This window comes from Picosynechococcus sp. PCC 8807 (genome assembly GCF_001693295.1).
Lineage (GTDB): Bacteria > Cyanobacteriota > Cyanobacteriia > Cyanobacteriales > MRBY01 > MRBY01.
The window spans coordinates 414,391-432,263 of record NZ_CP016483.1; the positions used below are offsets into that span (position 1 = coordinate 414,391).

The 17,873-nt window shown below is 50.9% G+C and carries 21 protein-coding genes; 12 read left to right on the plus strand and 9 right to left on the minus strand.

Annotation, left to right across the window (positions count from 1 at the left end; all coding sequences use genetic code 11):
- Window positions 1-3: 3 nt before the first annotated feature.
- The 9 genes from nadC to petG form a co-directional block, all read right to left on the minus strand.
- Window positions 4-867 (minus strand): carboxylating nicotinate-nucleotide diphosphorylase, encoded by an 864-nt coding sequence (nadC, locus tag AWQ24_RS01940; protein WP_065715848.1) that lies wholly within the window; start codon window positions 865-867, stop codon window positions 4-6.
- A 5-nt stretch (window positions 868-872) separates the two neighbouring features.
- Window positions 873-1,184, minus strand: coding sequence for a DUF2973 domain-containing protein (locus AWQ24_RS01945; protein ID WP_065715849.1), 312 nt, complete (start codon window positions 1,182-1,184; stop codon window positions 873-875).
- 143 nt (window positions 1,185-1,327) lie between these two features.
- Window positions 1,328-2,638, minus strand: coding sequence for a lipid-A-disaccharide synthase (locus AWQ24_RS01950; RefSeq protein ID WP_065715850.1), 1,311 nt, complete (start codon window positions 2,636-2,638; stop codon window positions 1,328-1,330).
- 16 nt (window positions 2,639-2,654) lie between these two features.
- Window positions 2,655-3,446: a hypothetical protein gene (locus tag AWQ24_RS01955; RefSeq protein ID WP_157096816.1), complete on the minus strand. Its 792-nt coding sequence runs from the start codon at window positions 3,444-3,446 to the stop codon at window positions 2,655-2,657.
- A gap of 97 nt (window positions 3,447-3,543) precedes the next feature.
- Window positions 3,544-3,744 (minus strand): hypothetical protein, encoded by a 201-nt coding sequence (locus AWQ24_RS01960; protein WP_012306004.1) that lies wholly within the window; start codon window positions 3,742-3,744, stop codon window positions 3,544-3,546.
- Entirely contained in the window at window positions 3,734-5,119 is a 1,386-nt protein-coding gene (locus AWQ24_RS01965) for a GAF domain-containing SpoIIE family protein phosphatase (protein WP_339374416.1), read from the minus strand. Before AWQ24_RS01965 ends, AWQ24_RS01960 begins: the two co-directional genes overlap by 11 nt.
- A gap of 325 nt (window positions 5,120-5,444) precedes the next feature.
- The gene (locus AWQ24_RS01970; protein WP_030006148.1) at window positions 5,445-6,395 is read right to left on the minus strand and encodes a glycosyltransferase family 2 protein; all 951 of its coding nucleotides are present in this window, start codon (window positions 6,393-6,395) and stop codon (window positions 5,445-5,447) included.
- A 51-nt stretch (window positions 6,396-6,446) separates the two neighbouring features.
- Window positions 6,447-8,387, minus strand: coding sequence for a transglycosylase domain-containing protein (locus tag AWQ24_RS01975; protein WP_065715852.1), 1,941 nt, complete (start codon window positions 8,385-8,387; stop codon window positions 6,447-6,449).
- A gap of 210 nt (window positions 8,388-8,597) precedes the next feature.
- Entirely contained in the window at window positions 8,598-8,714 is a 117-nt protein-coding gene (petG, locus tag AWQ24_RS01980; RefSeq protein WP_012306008.1) for a cytochrome b6-f complex subunit V, read from the minus strand.
- A gap of 182 nt (window positions 8,715-8,896) precedes the next feature.
- Between petG and AWQ24_RS01985 the strand changes: the two genes are divergently transcribed.
- From AWQ24_RS01985 to AWQ24_RS02040, 12 genes are all read left to right on the plus strand, one after another.
- Window positions 8,897-9,271, plus strand: a complete 375-nt coding sequence (locus tag AWQ24_RS01985; protein WP_012306009.1) for a cytochrome c — start codon at window positions 8,897-8,899, stop codon at window positions 9,269-9,271.
- Between the two features lie 54 nt (window positions 9,272-9,325).
- Entirely contained in the window at window positions 9,326-10,024 is a 699-nt protein-coding gene (locus AWQ24_RS01990; protein ID WP_065715853.1) for a DUF2834 domain-containing protein, read from the plus strand.
- Entirely contained in the window at window positions 10,024-10,761 is a 738-nt protein-coding gene (locus tag AWQ24_RS01995; RefSeq protein WP_065715854.1) for an SDR family NAD(P)-dependent oxidoreductase, read from the plus strand. The genes AWQ24_RS01990 and AWQ24_RS01995 overlap by 1 nt, the downstream gene beginning before the upstream one ends.
- 110 nt (window positions 10,762-10,871) lie before the next feature.
- Entirely contained in the window at window positions 10,872-11,120 is a 249-nt protein-coding gene (locus AWQ24_RS02000) for a DUF3146 family protein (protein WP_012306012.1), read from the plus strand.
- A gap of 170 nt (window positions 11,121-11,290) precedes the next feature.
- Complete coding sequence (locus AWQ24_RS02005; RefSeq protein WP_030006152.1) at window positions 11,291-11,854, plus strand: cyclic nucleotide-binding domain-containing protein; 564 nt, start codon at window positions 11,291-11,293, stop codon at window positions 11,852-11,854.
- 65 nt (window positions 11,855-11,919) lie between these two features.
- Window positions 11,920-12,726 carry an aminotransferase class IV gene (locus AWQ24_RS02010; protein WP_232318852.1) on the plus strand — a complete coding sequence of 269 codons (807 nt, stop codon included), beginning with the start codon at window positions 11,920-11,922 and terminating at the stop codon, window positions 12,724-12,726.
- A gap of 132 nt (window positions 12,727-12,858) precedes the next feature.
- Window positions 12,859-13,671: a TPM domain-containing protein gene (locus AWQ24_RS02015; protein ID WP_030006154.1), complete on the plus strand. Its 813-nt coding sequence runs from the start codon at window positions 12,859-12,861 to the stop codon at window positions 13,669-13,671.
- A 226-nt stretch (window positions 13,672-13,897) separates the two neighbouring features.
- Window positions 13,898-14,956, plus strand: coding sequence for a ribonucleotide-diphosphate reductase subunit beta (locus tag AWQ24_RS02020; RefSeq protein WP_012306016.1), 1,059 nt, complete (start codon window positions 13,898-13,900; stop codon window positions 14,954-14,956).
- A gap of 151 nt (window positions 14,957-15,107) precedes the next feature.
- Window positions 15,108-15,464: an STAS domain-containing protein gene (locus AWQ24_RS02025; RefSeq protein WP_041443323.1), complete on the plus strand. Its 357-nt coding sequence runs from the start codon at window positions 15,108-15,110 to the stop codon at window positions 15,462-15,464.
- A 14-nt stretch (window positions 15,465-15,478) separates the two neighbouring features.
- Window positions 15,479-15,874, plus strand: coding sequence for a Mini-ribonuclease 3 (locus AWQ24_RS02030; protein ID WP_065715856.1), 396 nt, complete (start codon window positions 15,479-15,481; stop codon window positions 15,872-15,874).
- A 506-nt stretch (window positions 15,875-16,380) separates the two neighbouring features.
- Window positions 16,381-17,271 carry a 23S rRNA (guanosine(2251)-2'-O)-methyltransferase RlmB gene (gene rlmB, locus AWQ24_RS02035; RefSeq protein ID WP_065717275.1) on the plus strand — a complete coding sequence of 297 codons (891 nt, stop codon included), beginning with the start codon at window positions 16,381-16,383 and terminating at the stop codon, window positions 17,269-17,271.
- Between the two features lie 130 nt (window positions 17,272-17,401).
- Window positions 17,402-17,680: a DUF1816 domain-containing protein gene (locus AWQ24_RS02040; protein ID WP_065715857.1), complete on the plus strand. Its 279-nt coding sequence runs from the start codon at window positions 17,402-17,404 to the stop codon at window positions 17,678-17,680.
- The last annotated feature ends 193 nt before the right edge of the window (window positions 17,681-17,873 follow it).

Below are 17,873 nucleotides of genomic sequence, written 5' to 3' on the forward strand. Positions count from 1 at the left end.
AAACTAAGCCGTAATTTTCATACTGATATCGAGCCACGGCGCACGGGTAATCGTCGCACTGGTAGAAATGTAATCGATCCCCGTCAACGCCACTTCCCGCAACGTTTCCAGGGTAATATTGCCCGACGCTTCCAATTTCAAACGGGGATTTTTTTCCCGTAACTGGGGGATCAAATCCGCCATCATCGCCACGGACATATTATCCAGCATTAAAATATCGGCCCCCGCTGTCACCGCTTCAAAAGCCTGTTCCGGGGTTTCGGCTTCTACTTCAATCGCTAGAGGATAGGGCATATTTTGCCGCACAAGGGCGATCGCCTGGGAAATTCCCCCTGCCGCCTGGATGTGATTGTCCTTGATCATCACCGCATCATCCAGCCCGAAACGATGGTTTTGCCCGCCACCCACCTGCACCGCATATTTTTCCAGCAGACGTAAGCCAGGAGTGGTTTTGCGGGTGTCCACCAATTGCGTCGGTAAATCAGCAATTTTTTCCACATACTGCGCCGTCAATGTGGCGATCCCGCTCAAGCGCATCAAAATATTCAACGCGACCCGTTCCCCCATGAGCAAAATATCGAGGGGAGCCGTCATCGTGGCGATTAAATTTTTAGGCTGTCCCGAAGAACCTTCTGACAAAACCGTTTCAAATTTAAAATTCTGGGGATCAAGTAACTGAAAAACCCGTTCCACTAAAGGTAAACCCGCCACCTGACCATCCGCTTTTAAAATCAGTTTCGCCTGACCGATGGGAGCTTGGGTATTTGCAAAAAGGGATTGGGTCGTGCGATCGCCCCGTCCGAGATCTTCCTGTAACCATTGTTGGAGGAGGGGATCAATGATAAGCCAAGGGGGTAAGCTTGCCATCGGTTCTAGGCATCCTCTTCTTGGTTATTTTCACCACTCGGCGATGAGTTGTATAAATTGTCCAAGCGTTGCCTCGCGTCTTCTACATCTAGCGATCGCACGACCAATAGCGGTTCATTAATCGGTTGGCCCAAGTCGTCAACCATTTCTGGGTGGGGGGTCGGCCGGGGCCGTTGGGATTGCGCTCCTTGGGTATTACTCTGAAAATTCGGGTAGACCCTTGTTTCATTACTCAGCATCATAAAGCTGCGCACCAAGTTCACCGCTGCGATGGTGGCGATAATTCCAAATGCCAAAATAAACAAGAAATGAAACATTATTAATCTGTGCCTCGCTTCAATAGCAGCAATTCGGTGCAAAAAAAGGGCTACGCTATGCTTAGGTCTATTATCTCGAAAAAATTCCCGTCTGGCAAAGGGCGATCGCCTTTGATCCCCAAAGGTTAAGTATTTATCCTTAACTATTCTCCCTGGTTTAAGCGGGAATCCTGATGGTGTACTGGCGGCGGCTGATGGCCTAAATCCACCGTCGTTAAGTGCAACAGATCACCGATCATCAGCGTTAATTTGTGGGCGGCCCCCGCCTCGCCACGACAAGCCTGGAGAGAGGCTTGCATCGCCGTGAGTTTTTCAGGATGGTCTAAATAATCTAAGACCAAAGCTCCTAGGGTTTCTGGATCTAGTTCCCCCAACAGCTCCGGCACAATGTCTTTTTTCGCCCAAATATTTGGCCAAGCATAACGCACCCGATGTTTGCGGGCATGGGTAATAATGCGTCGGTTAAGCCAGCGCACAAACCAGGTTCCTAACCAGGGAATTTTCGCAATGAGACCGGGAATGCCATCCCAGGCGCGCATCGCATCCAATTGTTGCGTGGGCAAAAGCACCAGCATCGGCAAGCCCAAAGCGCCTAATTCAGCGGTATTTGCGCCAACGGTGGTGAGACAAAGTTGACATTGTCTTAAGTCCTGGTGAGCAGGAAAGTCAGTGATCAATTGAATCTGCGTGCCATCGGCGACTTGTAAATAGGGCTGATCCCCAGTGTGGCAAAGCTCAATGGCAGGTGCAGCAAAGCGTTTTACTATGGGATTTCGTTGGCGATCGCCATAGTGCAGTAGCGTTTGCACGGTGATGGTCGGGGCCACGGGGAGCAAAAATTTCACCGCTGGGCGCTGGCGGCGGATCACACTGGCGGTGGCCACGAGTAAAGGGACTCCCTGGGCGAGTTTCATTCCCTTAGAGCCTGGTAAGAGGCCGACGATCGGTGGGGTGCTAGTCTGCTGCGCCTTCTGGGAGATATCCACCATCAGATCGCCGACCACTTGAAATTTAGCCTGGTACTTGGGAGGGATTTTTTCTAAAACCTGGGCATTCATCACCCCAAAACCATCGATCCAGCGCCACCATCGAGCTTCCCATTCGGCGTAAATTAGGCTTTTAAAGCCGAGGCGTTTACCAATCACCAGGGGAAAAAATTGATCCCCACCGAGAAAAAGCACCACCCCCTGGGAAAACCAAGACCAAGATTCGGCGGTTTTTCCCCAGAGCAGAAATGGGAAAAAATGCTTGGCGGCCTGAACCCGGTCAACTTCGGGATAACTGCGGGCGATCGCCGCTTCTTGACCCGTGCTGTGGGAACAGGGAGCCAAGACCACAGAAATGCGCGGCAGACTTCCCCAATGGGCACGCACAGCCTGCACGACGGGACGGAGCCAAGTGGTCACTTCACCGGGGCCATTGGTCAGGATAATCAGGTCAAAGGGTTGGGCCATTGTTGCTCAAAAACCCCTAGACCTGCTCTTTGACTAAAGATTTGCGGGTTTGTTGCTGCCTGGTCAAGTTAAGGGGAGGGCGGGATTTTTGGAGTTGGAGGGGCTGAGGAGATGGGGTTTGGGGTCTGGTGTAGAGGCGCAATGTTCCCAGGAGGGCTTCCCGCAGGGGCTTTTCCCGTTCCTGTTGCCAGCTTAATTGCAAAAAGGTGTGGAGGGTGTGGCGCTGTTCTGCCGTCAATCGTTGCTCTTGTAATAACTGCCGCAATTGACGAATCGCGTAGAGTCGGCGGATACTACTGCGATCGCCTAAATTTTCCAGGGCTTGCTCGAATTGTTGTTGAGGCGATCGATACTGCCAGTGGCGACTGAACATCAGGGCAAACATCGCACTAATCATTAACCCTTGAAGGAGCATCACGCTGGTCAGCCAGTGGTTCGCCATAGATTGCCAAAAGGCGATCGCCCCATAACTCAGTAACACCGTGAGACTGCCGCCCATACCCGCCAGGAGTAACCGTCGGTGGCGACTATGCCAGAGTCGATAACCTTCTTCTAAATATTTCTGCCAAGGCGAAGCTTCAAAAAGATAAATCGCGGCCATTGCCCCAGCTCCCAAGGCGATCGCCACCAGTAGTTGCCACTGCCAGAGCCAAAGACTAGTAATGCCGACCCCCAATCCGCCAACTTTGCCCACCCAAAGCCAATCCACAGACCGACTGAGGGCAAACCATCGACGCGGGCGCTGACTGAAACGGCGCACCTTCGCAATCAAAGCAGGAGATGATCGTAAGCGAAAAGACTTAGACACGAAAACAGTCTAGGGGCTAGTAATATCGACAGAAATCTTTCCAAAGCAGGAAAAATTCCTTTTAAGCATACCGTACTTATCAAAGGAGAGAAATCCCTTAACCGCGACGGATGCCACTAAACCAATAACCGAGGACAAAACCCAAGATTAAGGCCCACATTTGACCACTATCGACGAAATTTTGAAAGCCATCACGGATTTGACCCAAAATATCAGGATCTTCGACATAGCCCGTTTGGGCGATCACAATTTGCTCAGATGCTACGGATGGTAAGGGCAAAGGAGATTTAGCAGTCATGGTGTTGACACAGATGGGATTCAATTGCTTCTGATTGTACCTGCACAACAACCAAGGTCATATCATCACCGCCCCGCACTTTGGGATAGGTAAATTTTTCCACTTGGGTAAAGAGTTCCTGCACAATTGCTTCCGGCGTCTGGCAATTTTGGCAGGCATTTTGAAAGACGCGCACAAGGTTTTCTTCGTCAAAGCGATCGCCGTGGGAGTTGACGGCATCGGTAAACCCATCGGTGTAATAGAGAATGATATCCCCCACCTCCAGCACCACCTTGGCGTCTTCGTAGGATGAATCTAGATCCAGACCAATCAACATGCCCTGGGTGTCGAGGGGTTCGATGTTTTGGGTTTGGGCGCGCCACAGTAGTGGCGGGTGATGGGCCGCATTGCTATAGGACAGGGTACGGGTTTTCGGATCGTACTCTGAATAAAATAGGGTCACAAATCGGTGGGAATTATCTAGATCCGCGTACATGACCCGGTTTAGGTGTTCAAGGATTTTGGCGGGACTGTGGCGGTTGAGCACTTCGGCCCGGAGCATCCCCCTGGTCATGGTCATAATCAAACCTGCCGGGACGCCTTTCCCCATGACATCGCCAATGACGATACTCCAGGGGACACATTGCACAAGCTTCGGATCATCCTGGCGGCGGATGCGGTCGTAGTTACTGGGAATGAAGTCGTAGTAGTCGCCCCCCACCCGGTAGGCATTGCGATAATCGGCGGCGATCGCCAAACCTTTGATTTGCGGACATTCACTGGGTAAAAGATGGTTTTGAATTTCCGAGGCGATTTCTAGTTCCCGGTCTTGCTTTTCTTTGCTCCGGAGTTTGCTGGTGAGGTCATTGTTGGCGATCGCCACCGCCGTTTGATCCGCCACCAGTTGCACCAATTTTCGCCGGGTAATATCCCAGCCATACTGGGGATCACGACTAAACACGTAGAGCTTGCCACGGGTCACATTTTTGACAAGGATGGGCGTGCTACAAACCCGAATTTCTTCGCCGAGCTGGGCCTGGAGTTTTTCGTCAAACTGCAACGCTTCCTGGGCTGTACATGTCGCTGCTTCCGGGTTTGTGGTCCTCGATCCGGTCTGAAGCTGCGTAAATGCTTGTCGAATAAACTGACAATCTCCCCCTTCGCCACAATAAAATTTTTCGAGCTGCACCTGGCCCTGGGCATCAAACAGCACCAAAGCACCACCATCAGCATCCACCACCCGCGCAGACATTAGGGGGGTCAACTCAAGAAATTGGTTGAGGTTATTAAAACTTCTGAGGGCAAAACCCAAGGAACTCAACAGATCTTGAACCTTCGTTTGCTCTCGGCTGAGCTTCGCAATTTGCGCCCGCAAAAATTCGACATCTTCGCCAATGGCCGTTTCTAAGCGGGAGTCTGGCTTGCCGGAAACGAGCTGCAACTCTGACTCCCGGGCGGCAGGGTCAAAATACTTGGGAGTGGCAAAGTTAGAGGCAGAAGGAGTCACAATCGTTGTTTTCGTGGGATGTGTAGAGAAGTAGACCTAGTACAAATAAAATTGTTAAAAAATCAACCCTGAGACAGATTCCGTAACCAACAAAAAGTTAGCTTTTTTCAGGAAAAAAATACTCAATTTTTAAGAACTAAAAGAGATTGATTTTTTACGGTTGCTAATTCATAGCTCAATCCCCATGATCTTGTCAAGATAATTTTTGCGCAATTCAAGATCGACGGGCCAGTTGATCTTCCCGGTAGGCAGCATAGACCCCCTGCACGTTGTACCAATTGAGAAAAATCCGGGCAATTTCGAGGGCCAGTTGTGATTTTCCCCGCTGGATTAGCCAACCTAAAAGGGGTTTTAGGCGTTTTTCATTGAGCCAGCCCCCCAGGGAAAGGATGCCCCAGAGCAGACGGTGGAGCCAGGTCATTTGGATCATCATGCGAACTTCCCAGGTGGGGTGTTTTTTGTAGAAGATGACCCCCATTTTGCCCCGCTGAATTTCTTGATCAATGAGCTGAGGGATTTGCGCCAAACTGAAGGGGGGATGCCAGTGGTAACCGACGGCATCGGGACATTTAATCAGGGTGAGACCCAGTTTTTTGAGACGGACACCCAGTTCTAAATCTTCCCAACCATAGAGCTGAAAGCCAGTATCAAATAAGCCAGCTTCGAGGAGCCATTTGCGAGCGATCGCCACATTTCCCGTGGCAAAGTAGGCCGCCGAAAAATCTGTCACCTTAAAGGGTTCGCTGGTGGGATCTTCAAAATTGGCAGTGTTGATCACACGTCCGTAGGTAAATAGGCGATCGCTTTTGAGTTTGCGTTTACCCCGGCGGAGTCCCTCTAGGTGGGCTGCCAAAAAAGTTTCTGTGACGACCAGATCACTATCAATAAAAATAATAATCTCCCCCTGGGCCTGTTCTACGCCGAGGTTTCGGGCCGCCGCCGCCCCTTTGTGGGACTGTTCAAAGAGTCGTATGTGGGGATATTGATCCGCTTCGGTCTGGAGCCAATCCACCGTGCCATCGGTGGAGCCATCGTCCACCACCACCACCTCGTAGCCCCCATTTTCTAGCTCTTCCGGCACCTGCTGCTGTTCTAGGGCCTGGAGGCATTTTGTCAAGATGGGTTTGCGATTGTAGGTGGGGATAACGACACTAATGTAAACCAAAGTTTTAACCCAAGGAAATGGAAAAAGACTGTCCTATTATGCCGGATACCCCTACGGTTTAGGGCGGGGATATTTAGACGCTGCCGGGAAATATTGGGGTTCTTCTCCCTTAAGGGCTTCCTGCATAAAGGCGCGCCAAATGGGAGCCGCATCGCCGCCGCCAGTGGTACCAGTGCCCATAGGCCGATAGTCATCATTGCCAATCCAAACCGCCGCTGCCAGTTGGGGTACATAGCCCACAAACCACACATCCCGTTCTGAGGAGGTAGTGCCAGTTTTTCCGGCGGCGGGGCGATCGCCTAAATTAGCGGCCTGACCCGTGCCGCCATTGATAACTCCTTGGAGGACTGTTGTCAGGGAGGCCGTGGCCCAAGGATCTAAAACTAAACGTGGCTGGGGTGTATTATCCAAAAGAACATTCCCTTGGCTATCGGTGACCCGCAAGATCAAAGTTGTTTCACTTTGCCAGCCATTACTCGCAAAAGTGGCGTAGGCGCTAGCCATTTCTAGGGGGCTGATCCCCACTGCGCCGAGGGGCAGAGAAATAACTGGTTGGAGCGGACTCTCGATTCCCAATAAACGACATAGTTCGATCACTTTTTCGAGACCCACTGCTTTTCCGAGTTTGACGGCAGGGACGTTTTTGGAAGTGATTAGGGCGTCATACAAACTCACGGTGCCAGAAAAAGATCCCCCATAGTTTTGGGGTGAATAGGTACCGTTGCCATCGGGGTAACTCACAGGGCTATCGTCGATGGTCGAAAAGGGCGTATAGTTGCCACTCGCAAAGGCAGTGTAGTAAACAAAAGGTTTAAAGGCTGATCCTGGCTGACGTTGAGACTGGATCGCCCGGTTAAATTGGCTTTCTTCGTAGTCTCTGCCCCCCACCAAAACCTTGACAAAATGGGTGCGCGGATCAACGGCAGCTACGGCAATTTGGTCAGCCCGTAACCCCCGACTGCGGGCCTGCTGAAAGGCTTTTTGTACCGTTTTTTCGGCACGGCGTTGCATATTGAGATCCACGGTGGTCTGGACGCGCATCCCGCCTTTGCGAACTAATTCTTCGCCAAAGCGTTGGGTGAGCTCTTCTACTACGGCTTGGGTGATATAGGGGGAAGCACTGGCTTTCCAGGCGGTCGGTTGGCCCACCAGGAGGGGAGCTTGGGCAGCGGCAGTGGCTTCTTCGGGAGTAATCCAACCGAGATCCTCTAGGCGATTTAGAACGATTTTTTGCCGTTGTTTGGTGGCTTGGTAATCTCGAAAGGGGCTGTAATCTTCGGGGGCTTGGATCATCCCGGCCATTACGGCGGCTTCGGGCAGGGTTAGATCGGCGGCGGATTTATTGAAATAGGATTCAGCGGCTGTTTCGACGCCATAGTTGTTGTGGCCCCAATAGATGTTATTGAGGTACATTTCTAGGATTTCGTCTTTGGGGAAAATCTGTTCGATGCGGAGGGCAAGAACGGTTTCGGCGAGTTTACGGTTGTAGGTACGATCTTGGGCTAGGAAGAGGTTTTTCACCAATTGCATGGTGATGGTTGAGGCTCCTTCGGTGATGCCGCCTGCTTCGAGGTTGGAGAGGATTGCCCGACCGATACTGGTGGGATTGATGCCGTTGTGTTGGTAAAAATGGCTATCTTCGATGGCGAGGACGGCCATCTTGAGTTCGGGGGAAACTTCACTGAGTTCGATATTGGTTCGGTTGGCTTCACCATGGAGGCTCAGGAGGACTTTGCCGTTGATGTCGTAGATATAGCTGGTTTCGGTGGGCACATAGGTCTTTAGGGTCCGCACATCGGGCAGGTTCCGGAAACTTATGGCGAGACCCACTAACCCCCCAGCAGCGATCGCACTGCCAAGCATGGTGCAACCAATCACCGTTCCCATGGCCTTTTGGGCAACCCCCCGCAAGAAACCTTGGGGCGATCGCCTTTCCTTGGGCTGACGGGCAAGGGCTTTTTTCGTTTTCTGCCGAACGGTACTAGATGACAATGGCGCTAACCTCTAAAGACTTGAGAAGGTAAGTTGAAACAGTCCAAACCATGGGCGGGGAGCGATCGCCCACCAACGTTTCTGCCCAAAATTCTAACAAGGGAAATTCTCTTTTAAACCCATGGTGCATTGTGTTGTAAAAAATAATCCCTGCTCCAAAAAAAGCAAGGATTGGCGATCGCTACTGGGATAGAAGCCGTAGATGGCTAGTTACTCCATGCCGAGGTCATTACCACGCTTGTACTGGAGATAGGCAGCGACGAATAAACCAGCGAGGGTTACGGGGATCAGGCCCAACACAATACCGAGTAAGAGGGGTTCAATCACAGGGGTTTCTCCTTATGGCGGCAGATTAAAGCTAACTGTTAAAGATTTTTAATCATTCTATGGGATGGAGGAAGTCCGTGCAAAGGGATTTGATTCGACATTCTTAGGCGATCGCAGTAGGATAACCATTAAGAAAAATTGCGTAATATCAACAAAGTTGTATCTCCTCTACAGCAAACCCCGTGGCTAATTCTTCTGAGCTTTCCGTCCCAAATTTTTCGAAGCTCCTCTTCGTAATCATCCTAGTGCTGGCCATTGCTGCCCTGGGGATCTTTGGTGTGTACAGTACCCAGGCCAGTGACCCCTACATTCAACAGGTTTTAGCGCTCCAAGGGGATGAACTGCGGGGCAATGCCATTTTTCAAATTAATTGTGCTGGCTGTCACGGCCCCCAGGCGGATGGCAACGTGGGGCCAAGTTTACGGGCCGTCGCCCAGCGAAAATCCGACGTGCGTTTGATTCAACAGGTCATCAGCGGGAAAACACCCCCCATGCCGAAATTCCAGCCGGCCCCCCAGGAAATGGCGGATCTGTTGAGTTACCTCCGCACCCTGTAGTTGTTTCAATGACGCCATTTATTATTCTTCCCTGTCCCTAGGAGTTCACTCGCTATGGCCCGCTCGATTTTCCTTGGTTCCCTGTGGCTTGCCTTTGTGTTGTATGCCTTTTTGGGTGCGCCCCCCAACCAACCGGAAACCCTAGAGCTGATTACCGCTTTATCCGGTGGACAGTGGGACGGCATCAACCCGTTGATCATTGCCCTGTTTAACATCATGGGTATTTTCCCGGTCATGTATGGGGCGCTCTTGTTTCTCGATGGCGATCGCCAAAAGTTACCCGCTTGGGTCTTTGCGACAGGCAGTTTTTTCCTCGGTGCGTTTGCGTTGCTGCCCTATTTAGCGTTGCGGCGCGATAATCCCACCTTTACGGGGCGAAAAAACTGGTGGCTCCGGTGGCAGGATTCGCGACTGTTGGGCTTGTTTTGTTTGGTTGCGCTGCTAGGACTCCTGATTTACGGATTCAGTGCGGGGGATTGGGGTGATTTTGGCACCAGATTTTGGGGCGATCGCTTTATCCACGTGATGAGCCTAGATTTTTGTTTGCTGGCGCTCCTATTCCCGACCCTGATCAAGGATGATTTAGCCCGCCGTGGCCTTGGGGAGCAAAACTGGTTGCTGTGGGCGATCGCCTTTACCCCTCCCCTTGGTGCCGCTTTATACCTTGCCCTACGTCCCCCCACCCCAGAGGCTCACGAAAACCCTGCGGCTCCCAGCCAGACCTTAAATACTGCGGAGGTAAGTCGTCCATAATGGAAGCCCTTGTTATTGGTGCTGGTCGTGGCATCGGCCTAGAATTTGTCCGGCAATACCTCGCCTCAGATCTGTATCAGCGGGTCTATGGCACCTACCGCCATCCCTCCGCCGATCTCCTGGCGTTACAGGCGCGCTACCCTGATCGACTCCAACTCATTCCTGTGGACGTGACCCAGGAAGCGCAAATCACAGCGGCGATCGCCACCCTCAAAGCCCAAACCTCTCGCCTTGATGAAGTAATTTATTGCGTCGGTCTCCTGCATCACCAAACCCTCCAACCGGAAAAAAGTCTCCGCCATATCCAAACAGAAAATTTACTGACCTATTTTCAAGTCAATGCCATCGGTGCCGTCCTCTGGGCCAAGCATCTCCTCCCCTTTCTCCGTCACCCAGAACCCGCAATTTTTGCCGCTATTTCCGCTAAAGTCGGCAGCATCGAAGACAATCGCCTAGGGGGATGGTATGGCTACCGTGCCTCGAAAGCAGCCTTGAATATGTTTTTGAAAAATATCGCCATTGAATGGAGTCGCGTTGCCCCAAATATCATTGTGGCGGCCCTGCACCCAGGGACAACGGCTACCGATCTCTCCCAGCCTTTCCAGAAAAATGTCCCCCTCGAAAAGCTATTTTCACCCACGCGGACAGTGAGCCAATTGCGCCAAGTGATCGCCAATCTGCATCCCCAGGATACGGGTAAATTTTTTAACTGGGATGGTGAGCCTTTGCCCTGGTAGCGACAGAAAGTGGGACAATTTTGCCATGAAATGCTGAAATGATGGTGCGTTTTGCGGCAAAAACTTCCACAATAGGGAACGTTCTTTAGCACCAAATTAAGGTTGTTGTTGTGCCTGAAACCCCGGCCCATGTGCGAATTTTGCAACAGTCCTGGCAGCAGGGCAAAATCATTGGCGAAGTGCAAGCGGGTTCCTACCAATGGGAATTTCAGTGGCATTTCCGCCAGGGAAAATTGCGGGTACATCCGACCCTCGGCCGCGCCTTAATTTACGAACCCCTGGGCCGATTTTTGGAGCAGAGTGATTATCGTCTGGAACCAGGCGGCGATTATCAGTTCACCCTCCGGTCACGGCTATAAAGTTCCTCCAACTCCCTTTCGGATTAATTGTGGGGAGACTGAAATCCGGATAGTGACACGGTAACCCAATCAAAAAATCTTGTTACACATCGCCGCAGCGGTCTAAGTCCCTTGGAGATCCGGGGTAAAATAACCACAGACCGCACCATTCGTGCTAAAGGACATTGGCAATGCAGAAAGTATTATTTCTGTTTGGAGAATTAAATGATGATGATATTGACTGGCTTATCACTGCCGGTAAGATTGCCAAAATTCCGCCGCAAACAGTTTTAATCCAGGAAAATCAACCCCTGGAAAATTTTTACATTCTCCTCGATGGCTCGGTATCGGTTTTCATTGACCTCATGGGAGTGACAAAAGATATTGCGGTGCTCCAGAGTGGGGAAGTTTTTGGGGAACTGTCTTTCATTGATCAGCAGTTACCCAGTGCCAGTGTCAAAACCTGCGGTGAATGCTTATTATTGGCCGTATCCCAAGACAAAATTTCCGACCGCCTGAATCAAGATATTGGCTTTTCGGCACGATTTAATCGGGCGATCGCCACCTTTTTAGCGAGTCGTCTCCGGAATACGGTGCGTCACCTCGGCGAGGATAAAGATTTCGTGTTTAATCAAAGTCGCGCTACCGAAGCCGTGCCCAGCATGATTCAAGAAAATCTCAATGTCGCTACCACCCGCTTCGATTGGTTGCTGCGCCGGGTACAATCCCAAACGGCGCCGGAAAATCCTGTTTAACGTTCTCCGCCAGGTAAAAGCAGTTTGAAGTATGGTGTGATGGAAATTTTTAGAATCTTATGGTCATGGGCTATTGGTATGCGGGGGCTTGGTACGAGGGGACAGAACTAACTCTCACGGTTAGTGATCCGAGTTTTTTATTTGGGGCGACCCTCTTTACGACCCTCCGGGTTCACCAAAATTCCCTCACGGATCCCCGCAGTCTGTGGTCTCACCATGGCGATCGCCTCCGCCACAGCATCAAAACTTTGCAATGGCCAGCACCCGATTGGGAGCGCATTAACCAGGGTGCCCAAAAAGTGGCCACCGTTGCGCCCGTGGTGCGGGTCACAATCCTTCATGATGGCCGCGAACTGATCCTCGGTCGTCCACTGCCAGAACATTTAGCCCAACAGCAACAGCAGGGAATCCAAGGTTGGTTGGCCCAAGACCCCTATTTCCAGAGACCCCAGGCGGATTTTAAAACAGGGAATTACCTCAGTGCGTGGCAGGCCCGTCAACGGGCGATCGCCTTGGGGACAGGAGAAGCCATTCTGCAAGCTCCCGGCGGCCACTGGCTCGAAACCGCCACCGGAAATTTATGGGGTTTTAAACAAGGCACTTGGTACACGCCGCCCCTGGGGGGAATTTTGCCTGGGGTGATGCGATCGCACCTCCTAGGGCAATTGCAAAATCAGCAACTCCCCGTCCAGGAAATTCCTTGGGACATTGATCTGATCCAAACCTTCGAGGCGATCGCCTACAGCAACAGCGTCGTGGGCTTGATTCCGTTCCAAGCAATTCAGGGAGTTGATTTTTCCTTAAACGCTCTCCAAATCGACCATCCAGCCCTGCGCCACCTCCAGCATTTGAGCGGTCAACTGGTCGTGTAATCCAGGTAAATCCCGAAAAAGCATTGAGAAAAATCTTAAAATACTTAAAATAAAGTAACAAGCCGTAATAAAAACGCGATTAATTTTCATAATTAGCGGCCCCTGCTGGCTTCATTATTTTCAGAAATTTCTATGAATCATTTCTTGCCTCGTCCCCTGCTCCGTAGTCTTTTCGCGGTCTGTTTGGCGGTGATGACCTGGGCGATCGCCCCCGCTGCCTTCGCCGTTAACAACCCTGAACTGCTCCCCGATTATGAAACGCCGGTCGTGGATTTGGCGAACTTCCTCCCCCAGCTCCAGGAAGAAAATCTCGTGACGGATCTGAACAATTTTGAAGCAGAAACGGGCTGGAAAATGCGCGTCTTAACTCAATTTGACCGCAGTCCCGGACGGGCCGTAAAGGAATACTGGGGTCTCGATGATAAAAGCATTTTGCTCGTCGCCGATGGTCGGGGGGGCAACCTCTTGGCCTTTAGCATTGGTGATGATGTTTATGAGCTAATGCCCCGCACCTTCTGGATCGAACTCCAGACCCGCTTCGGCAATATGTATTACGTCCGTGAACATGGCGAAAATCAGGCGATCGCCGATGCCCTAGAAACCGTTAAAGTCTGTGTCACCAAAGAAGGTGGCTGTATTGTTGTGCCTGGCTTACCCCGTGAACAGTGGCTACTCACCCTCATTAGTTCCGTTGTTGGGGGCGTTATCTGTGGCTTTGCTGCCATTCCCCGCAAAGAAGGTCAAGCCTTTGCCTGGCAGTGGGCCTTAATCATGTCTCCCCTCTGGGGCATCCTCTTTCTCGCCTTTGGGGTTGGCCCCGTTGTCACTCGCACCTCCGACTGGTTACCCCTATTTCGCAATATCCTCGGCTTCATGATGGGGGCGATCGTGGCATTTATTGCGCCGATGTTTAATCAACCGAATCCTTCCGAATCTGAATCCTAAAGCTTATCCCCTTGTAAAATTCAACCTGATGCCTCTCAGTTCCTTGGGAGGCTTTTTTATCTGCTCGCCCAGAAAAAACAAAAATTGCAATCAGACTATAAATAGTGCTTTCTGGGGGACAATCATTCCAACTGCACCCATCACTGGTGTGGTATCTCTCAGCAAACTCTTTTAAACTAAACTAAGACCTTTTAAGATTTGTATCCTCTACGCGGCCCCAGCCACTATGCAACAATCTCTCCTTGACCGGATGCCCACCAATCCCATCTTTAATCCCGATGGGAATGACGATATCGCCCACCGTTCCATTTGGTTCGGGGAAACCACTAACCTGATGCAACTGAACGATGTTCGCTACCCTTGGGCGGTGGGACTCTACCAACAGATGCGGGAAAACTTTTGGATTCCCCAGAAGCTGGACATTACCCAGGATGTCACCGACTACCACAACCTGACAGATTCAGAACGCCGCGCCTTTGACGGAATCCTCAGTTACCTGACCTTCCTTGATTCTGTCCAAACCTGTAATCTTCCTCACATCAAAAGCTCGATTACGGCCCCAGAAATTAGCCTCTGCATTGCCGAGCAGATCTCCCAGGAGGGGATGCACAACCAGTCCTATCAATACATGATTGAGACGATCATCCCTAGCGATCGCCGCAGTGCCGTCTATGATTTTTGGCGCACGGATAAAGTCTTACGCGATCGCTGTGAGTACATTGCCAGCAACTACCAGCGCTACATTGACAACCCCACCCCAGAAAATTACTTTACGACCCTTGTCGCCGACTATTTGCTAGAAGGGCTGTATTTTTACAATGGTTTTGTGTTCTTCTACAATCTCGCCTCGCGGATGTTGATGCCCGGTTCTGCGGATATTTTTAAGATGATTAACCGGGACGAACTCAGCCACGTGCGCCTATTCCAAAAACTGATCCCAGAGGCCATGGCCACCTTTGATCACTCTGTCGATCACATCTATGAAATGGTGGAACGGGCCGTACAGTACGAATGCCAATGGACAAACCACATTGTCGGTAACGATATCCTTGGCATTACAGAACAAAGCACCGAGATTTACACTAAGTATTTGGCGAATATTCGTCTCCAAGCCATCGGCCTCGAACCGTTGTACAAAGGGGATCAATACAAGAAAAGCCCCTACCGTCACCTCGAACGATTCTCAGACACAAAAAAAGAAGGCAACACCAAAGCCAACTTCTTTGAGGCCGGGGTGACCAGCTACGTGATGTCATCGGGGATTACGGGTTGGGATGAATTTTAAGCAGGCACTAGGGACGATGGTGCGGCAAAAAATCTGTAGTTTGTTGTACTGTTTTTCGTCCCTTATTCTGCCCGCAGTCGCAATGAGCTAAAATTAGCGTTGCATATCCGTTCAGTTTGAGGAGGAGAGGACTATTCCTGAACCGCTAAATCTGACTGTAAGTTTGAGAGGAACTTACGAAGTCATTGACAACAAATATCAAATTTTCCGCTTAACTGGGTTATTGGATGCTTTTTCCGAGCCTGTGTTTAGTACAGCCATCAAAAATCGCATTAATGAAGGCCCCCACGATATTATCCTCTCCCTAGCCCAAATTGATTTTGTGGATAGTTCTGGGATCGGTGCCCTGGTGCAGTTGGTAAAACACACCCAAAATGCTGGGGGAACGATGCAGGTGGTGACCAATCCACGGGTAACCCAAACGGTGAAGTTAGTTCGTCTAGAGAAGTTTTTGTCTCTACGAAACTCCATTGATGAGGCGATCGCCCACCTAGACGAGAAAAAATAGGGACGAGAAAACCATTGTTTGTCCCTGACATTACCCCTGATCAGCTCCGACAATTATCCCCCGCGTCCTTAGCCTATGTGGGGGATGCTGTTTATGAACTCTACAGCCGCTGTTATTTTTTGTTGCCCCCCTGTCGCATCGCGGATTACCACGGTAAGGTGGTGGCGGAGGTGCGGGCAGAAACCCAAGCCCAATATTTAACTCTCCTAGAACCCCATTTAAGCGAGCTAGAACAGAATATTGTTCGCCGGGGGCGCAATGCAGCCACCGGAAAACCAAGGCGTTTGAGTTTAGCTATTTATCGGCAGGCCACAGGTTTTGAAGCCCTAGTCGGATATCTCTATCTCACAAACCCGCAGCGTTTGGCCGAATTATTTACCTATTTACCCCAAGAACGGTCTGGGGTCTGATATGATCGACTCTCTTTTGTGTTTCGTTGGGGCTTTTTCCCCTAGGGAGCGCCCCGCCTGAGGTAAGACAAAAATATGTTTGTGTTGATTTAAAGGTTGGCTGAAAAAGGTGATTTTGTTGATTTTAAATAACAAATAACCGGAGTCGTACTCTAGGCGATCGCCCCAGCCCCTGCAACTGATTTTCCTTGACAAGTTAATACATCTGAACGACCAAAGACTGATTTTTTATGAACAAGCCACATCGATCCGATTCGGGTAAAAAATACGGTAGAGCCGCCGGGGGAAGAGACCGCAAGCCGAGCAAAAAGTATGGAAAAGCTTCTTCCTTTGATCGGGATCGACGTTCTGATCGCCGCGAAGATGGCGGTAAATTTGAACGGGGCGATCGCCCAGCCCCCCGGCGCAAGGGTCAATTTTCCCGACGAGACGAAGGAGGAGAGCGCTCCTTTAAACGCTTTGATAAACGCAGCAGCCAAGGTGCTGGCCCGAATAAAAGACGCCCCATTACAGACCGTCCCAAGCCCCAGCGTAGCCAAGGGCCAGAATTCATCCCCCAAGATGCGCCTGAACTCACGCCCCAAACCACCCCAGAGGAAGTTACCGAAGCAGTCACCCCAGAAGAAGATAATGACTTGATCTACGGCAAACATGCGGTGTTATCAGTGCTGGAGAGCGAACGTCCCCTCAACCGAATTTGGGTCACCTCTCGCCTGCGCCACGCCAATCGTTTCCATACCCTCCTCCAGGCTGCCAAAAACCAAGGCACGGTGATCGACGAAGTGAGTATGTCCCGCCTAGACTATCTGACCAACCGGGGCGTCCACCAGGGCATCGCTGTGCAGACGGCTCCCTATGAATATATGGAGTTGCCGGATCTCATTGAGCAAGCGAAGGCCAAAACAGAATCCCCCGTGGTCGTGATTGCCGACGGCATCACCGATCCCCATAATTTAGGGGCGATTATTCGTACTGCCGAAGCGATTGGTGCCCAAGGGATGATTATTCCCCAACGGCGAGCGGTGGGGGTGACCTCAACGGTGATGAAGGTGGCCGCTGGTGCCCTTGAACATTTCCCGGTCGCGCGGGTGGTCAATCTTAGTCGGGCCATGGAAGAACTCAAGGAAGCTGGTTTCTGGATTTATGGCACTGCCGCCGGAACCAGTAAAGCCTTACACAATATCAAATTTGAAGGTGCGATAGGATTAGTTATCGGTTCGGAAGGACAAGGTCTTAGTTTGTTGACGCAAAAGCATTGTGATGAACTGGTTGCAATTCCGATGACCGGGAAAACCCCTAGCCTAAACGCTTCCGTCGCTGCGGCGATCGCCTTATATGAAGTGTACCGACAAAAGCTTGTACGCCAGGTGCAAATCACCCTCCCGGATACCCCTTAAGGCAGTATGCAAAGTGAGCGCTTTCGGGATAAAACAAGAGTTGTTGGTTTGGATCCAGACAAGCTATCTTCAACAACAAGTATTTTTCCAGTAGACCCATACCTCAAACTTCACCACCACAGGGACAGATATGAAAGAACTTTTGCTCAAGCTCTTCGAGACCATTGGCCGCGCCTATTGGCTTGAAATTACCACTGAGCAACCGGAGTGTACCTACTACTTTGGTCCTTACCTCAGTCGCAAAGAGGCGATCGCCGCCCAGCCCGGTTTCCTCGAAGACCTTACCAACGAAGGCGCCCAGAACATCGACGTAAACCTACAACGATGTCGTACTCCCAAAGATCTCACCATTTTTGATGACTCTGGGTCAAAAAAAACCCTGATGCCCATCTTTAGCTTTAGCCACTAGCTTCTGAATTATTCCCCCTGGTAATCCCCATTTTCTGTGTGTGCCCCGGCGCTATTCATAATGGGGATTTTTGTCGTGGTTGCGAAGCCGCTTCCCTGAAACCAGGACGCCACAGGGGTAGAAGTCTTGTGATATCTTCATTAGGGAACAAAATCTATAATTCTGTCCATTTCCTAGCAAGTGTTCGAGGCAA

Bases quoted from the DNA above. Each gene is read 5' to 3' on its own strand.
- AWQ24_RS02005 (WP_030006152.1), top strand. From the start codon at position 11,291: ATGCAGAAAGTATTATTTCTGTTTGGAGAATTAAATGATGATGATATT.
- AWQ24_RS01960 (WP_012306004.1), bottom strand. From the start codon at position 3,744: ATGACTGCTAAATCTCCTTTGCCCTTACCATCCGTAGCATCTGAGCAA.
- AWQ24_RS01945 (WP_065715849.1), bottom strand. From the start codon at position 1,184: ATGTTTCATTTCTTGTTTATTTTGGCATTTGGAATTATCGCCACCATC.
- AWQ24_RS01990 (WP_065715853.1), top strand. From the start codon at position 9,326: ATGGCCCGCTCGATTTTCCTTGGTTCCCTGTGGCTTGCCTTTGTGTTG.
- AWQ24_RS01995 (WP_065715854.1), top strand. From the start codon at position 10,024: ATGGAAGCCCTTGTTATTGGTGCTGGTCGTGGCATCGGCCTAGAATTT.
- nadC (WP_065715848.1), bottom strand. From the start codon at position 867: ATGGCAAGCTTACCCCCTTGGCTTATCATTGATCCCCTCCTCCAACAA.
- AWQ24_RS02015 (WP_030006154.1), top strand. From the start codon at position 12,859: ATGAATCATTTCTTGCCTCGTCCCCTGCTCCGTAGTCTTTTCGCGGTC.
- AWQ24_RS02010 (WP_232318852.1), top strand. From the start codon at position 11,920: ATGGGCTATTGGTATGCGGGGGCTTGGTACGAGGGGACAGAACTAACT.
- AWQ24_RS02040 (WP_065715857.1), top strand. From the start codon at position 17,402: ATGAAAGAACTTTTGCTCAAGCTCTTCGAGACCATTGGCCGCGCCTAT.
- AWQ24_RS02020 (WP_012306016.1), top strand. From the start codon at position 13,898: ATGCAACAATCTCTCCTTGACCGGATGCCCACCAATCCCATCTTTAAT.
- AWQ24_RS01950 (WP_065715850.1), bottom strand. From the start codon at position 2,638: ATGGCCCAACCCTTTGACCTGATTATCCTGACCAATGGCCCCGGTGAA.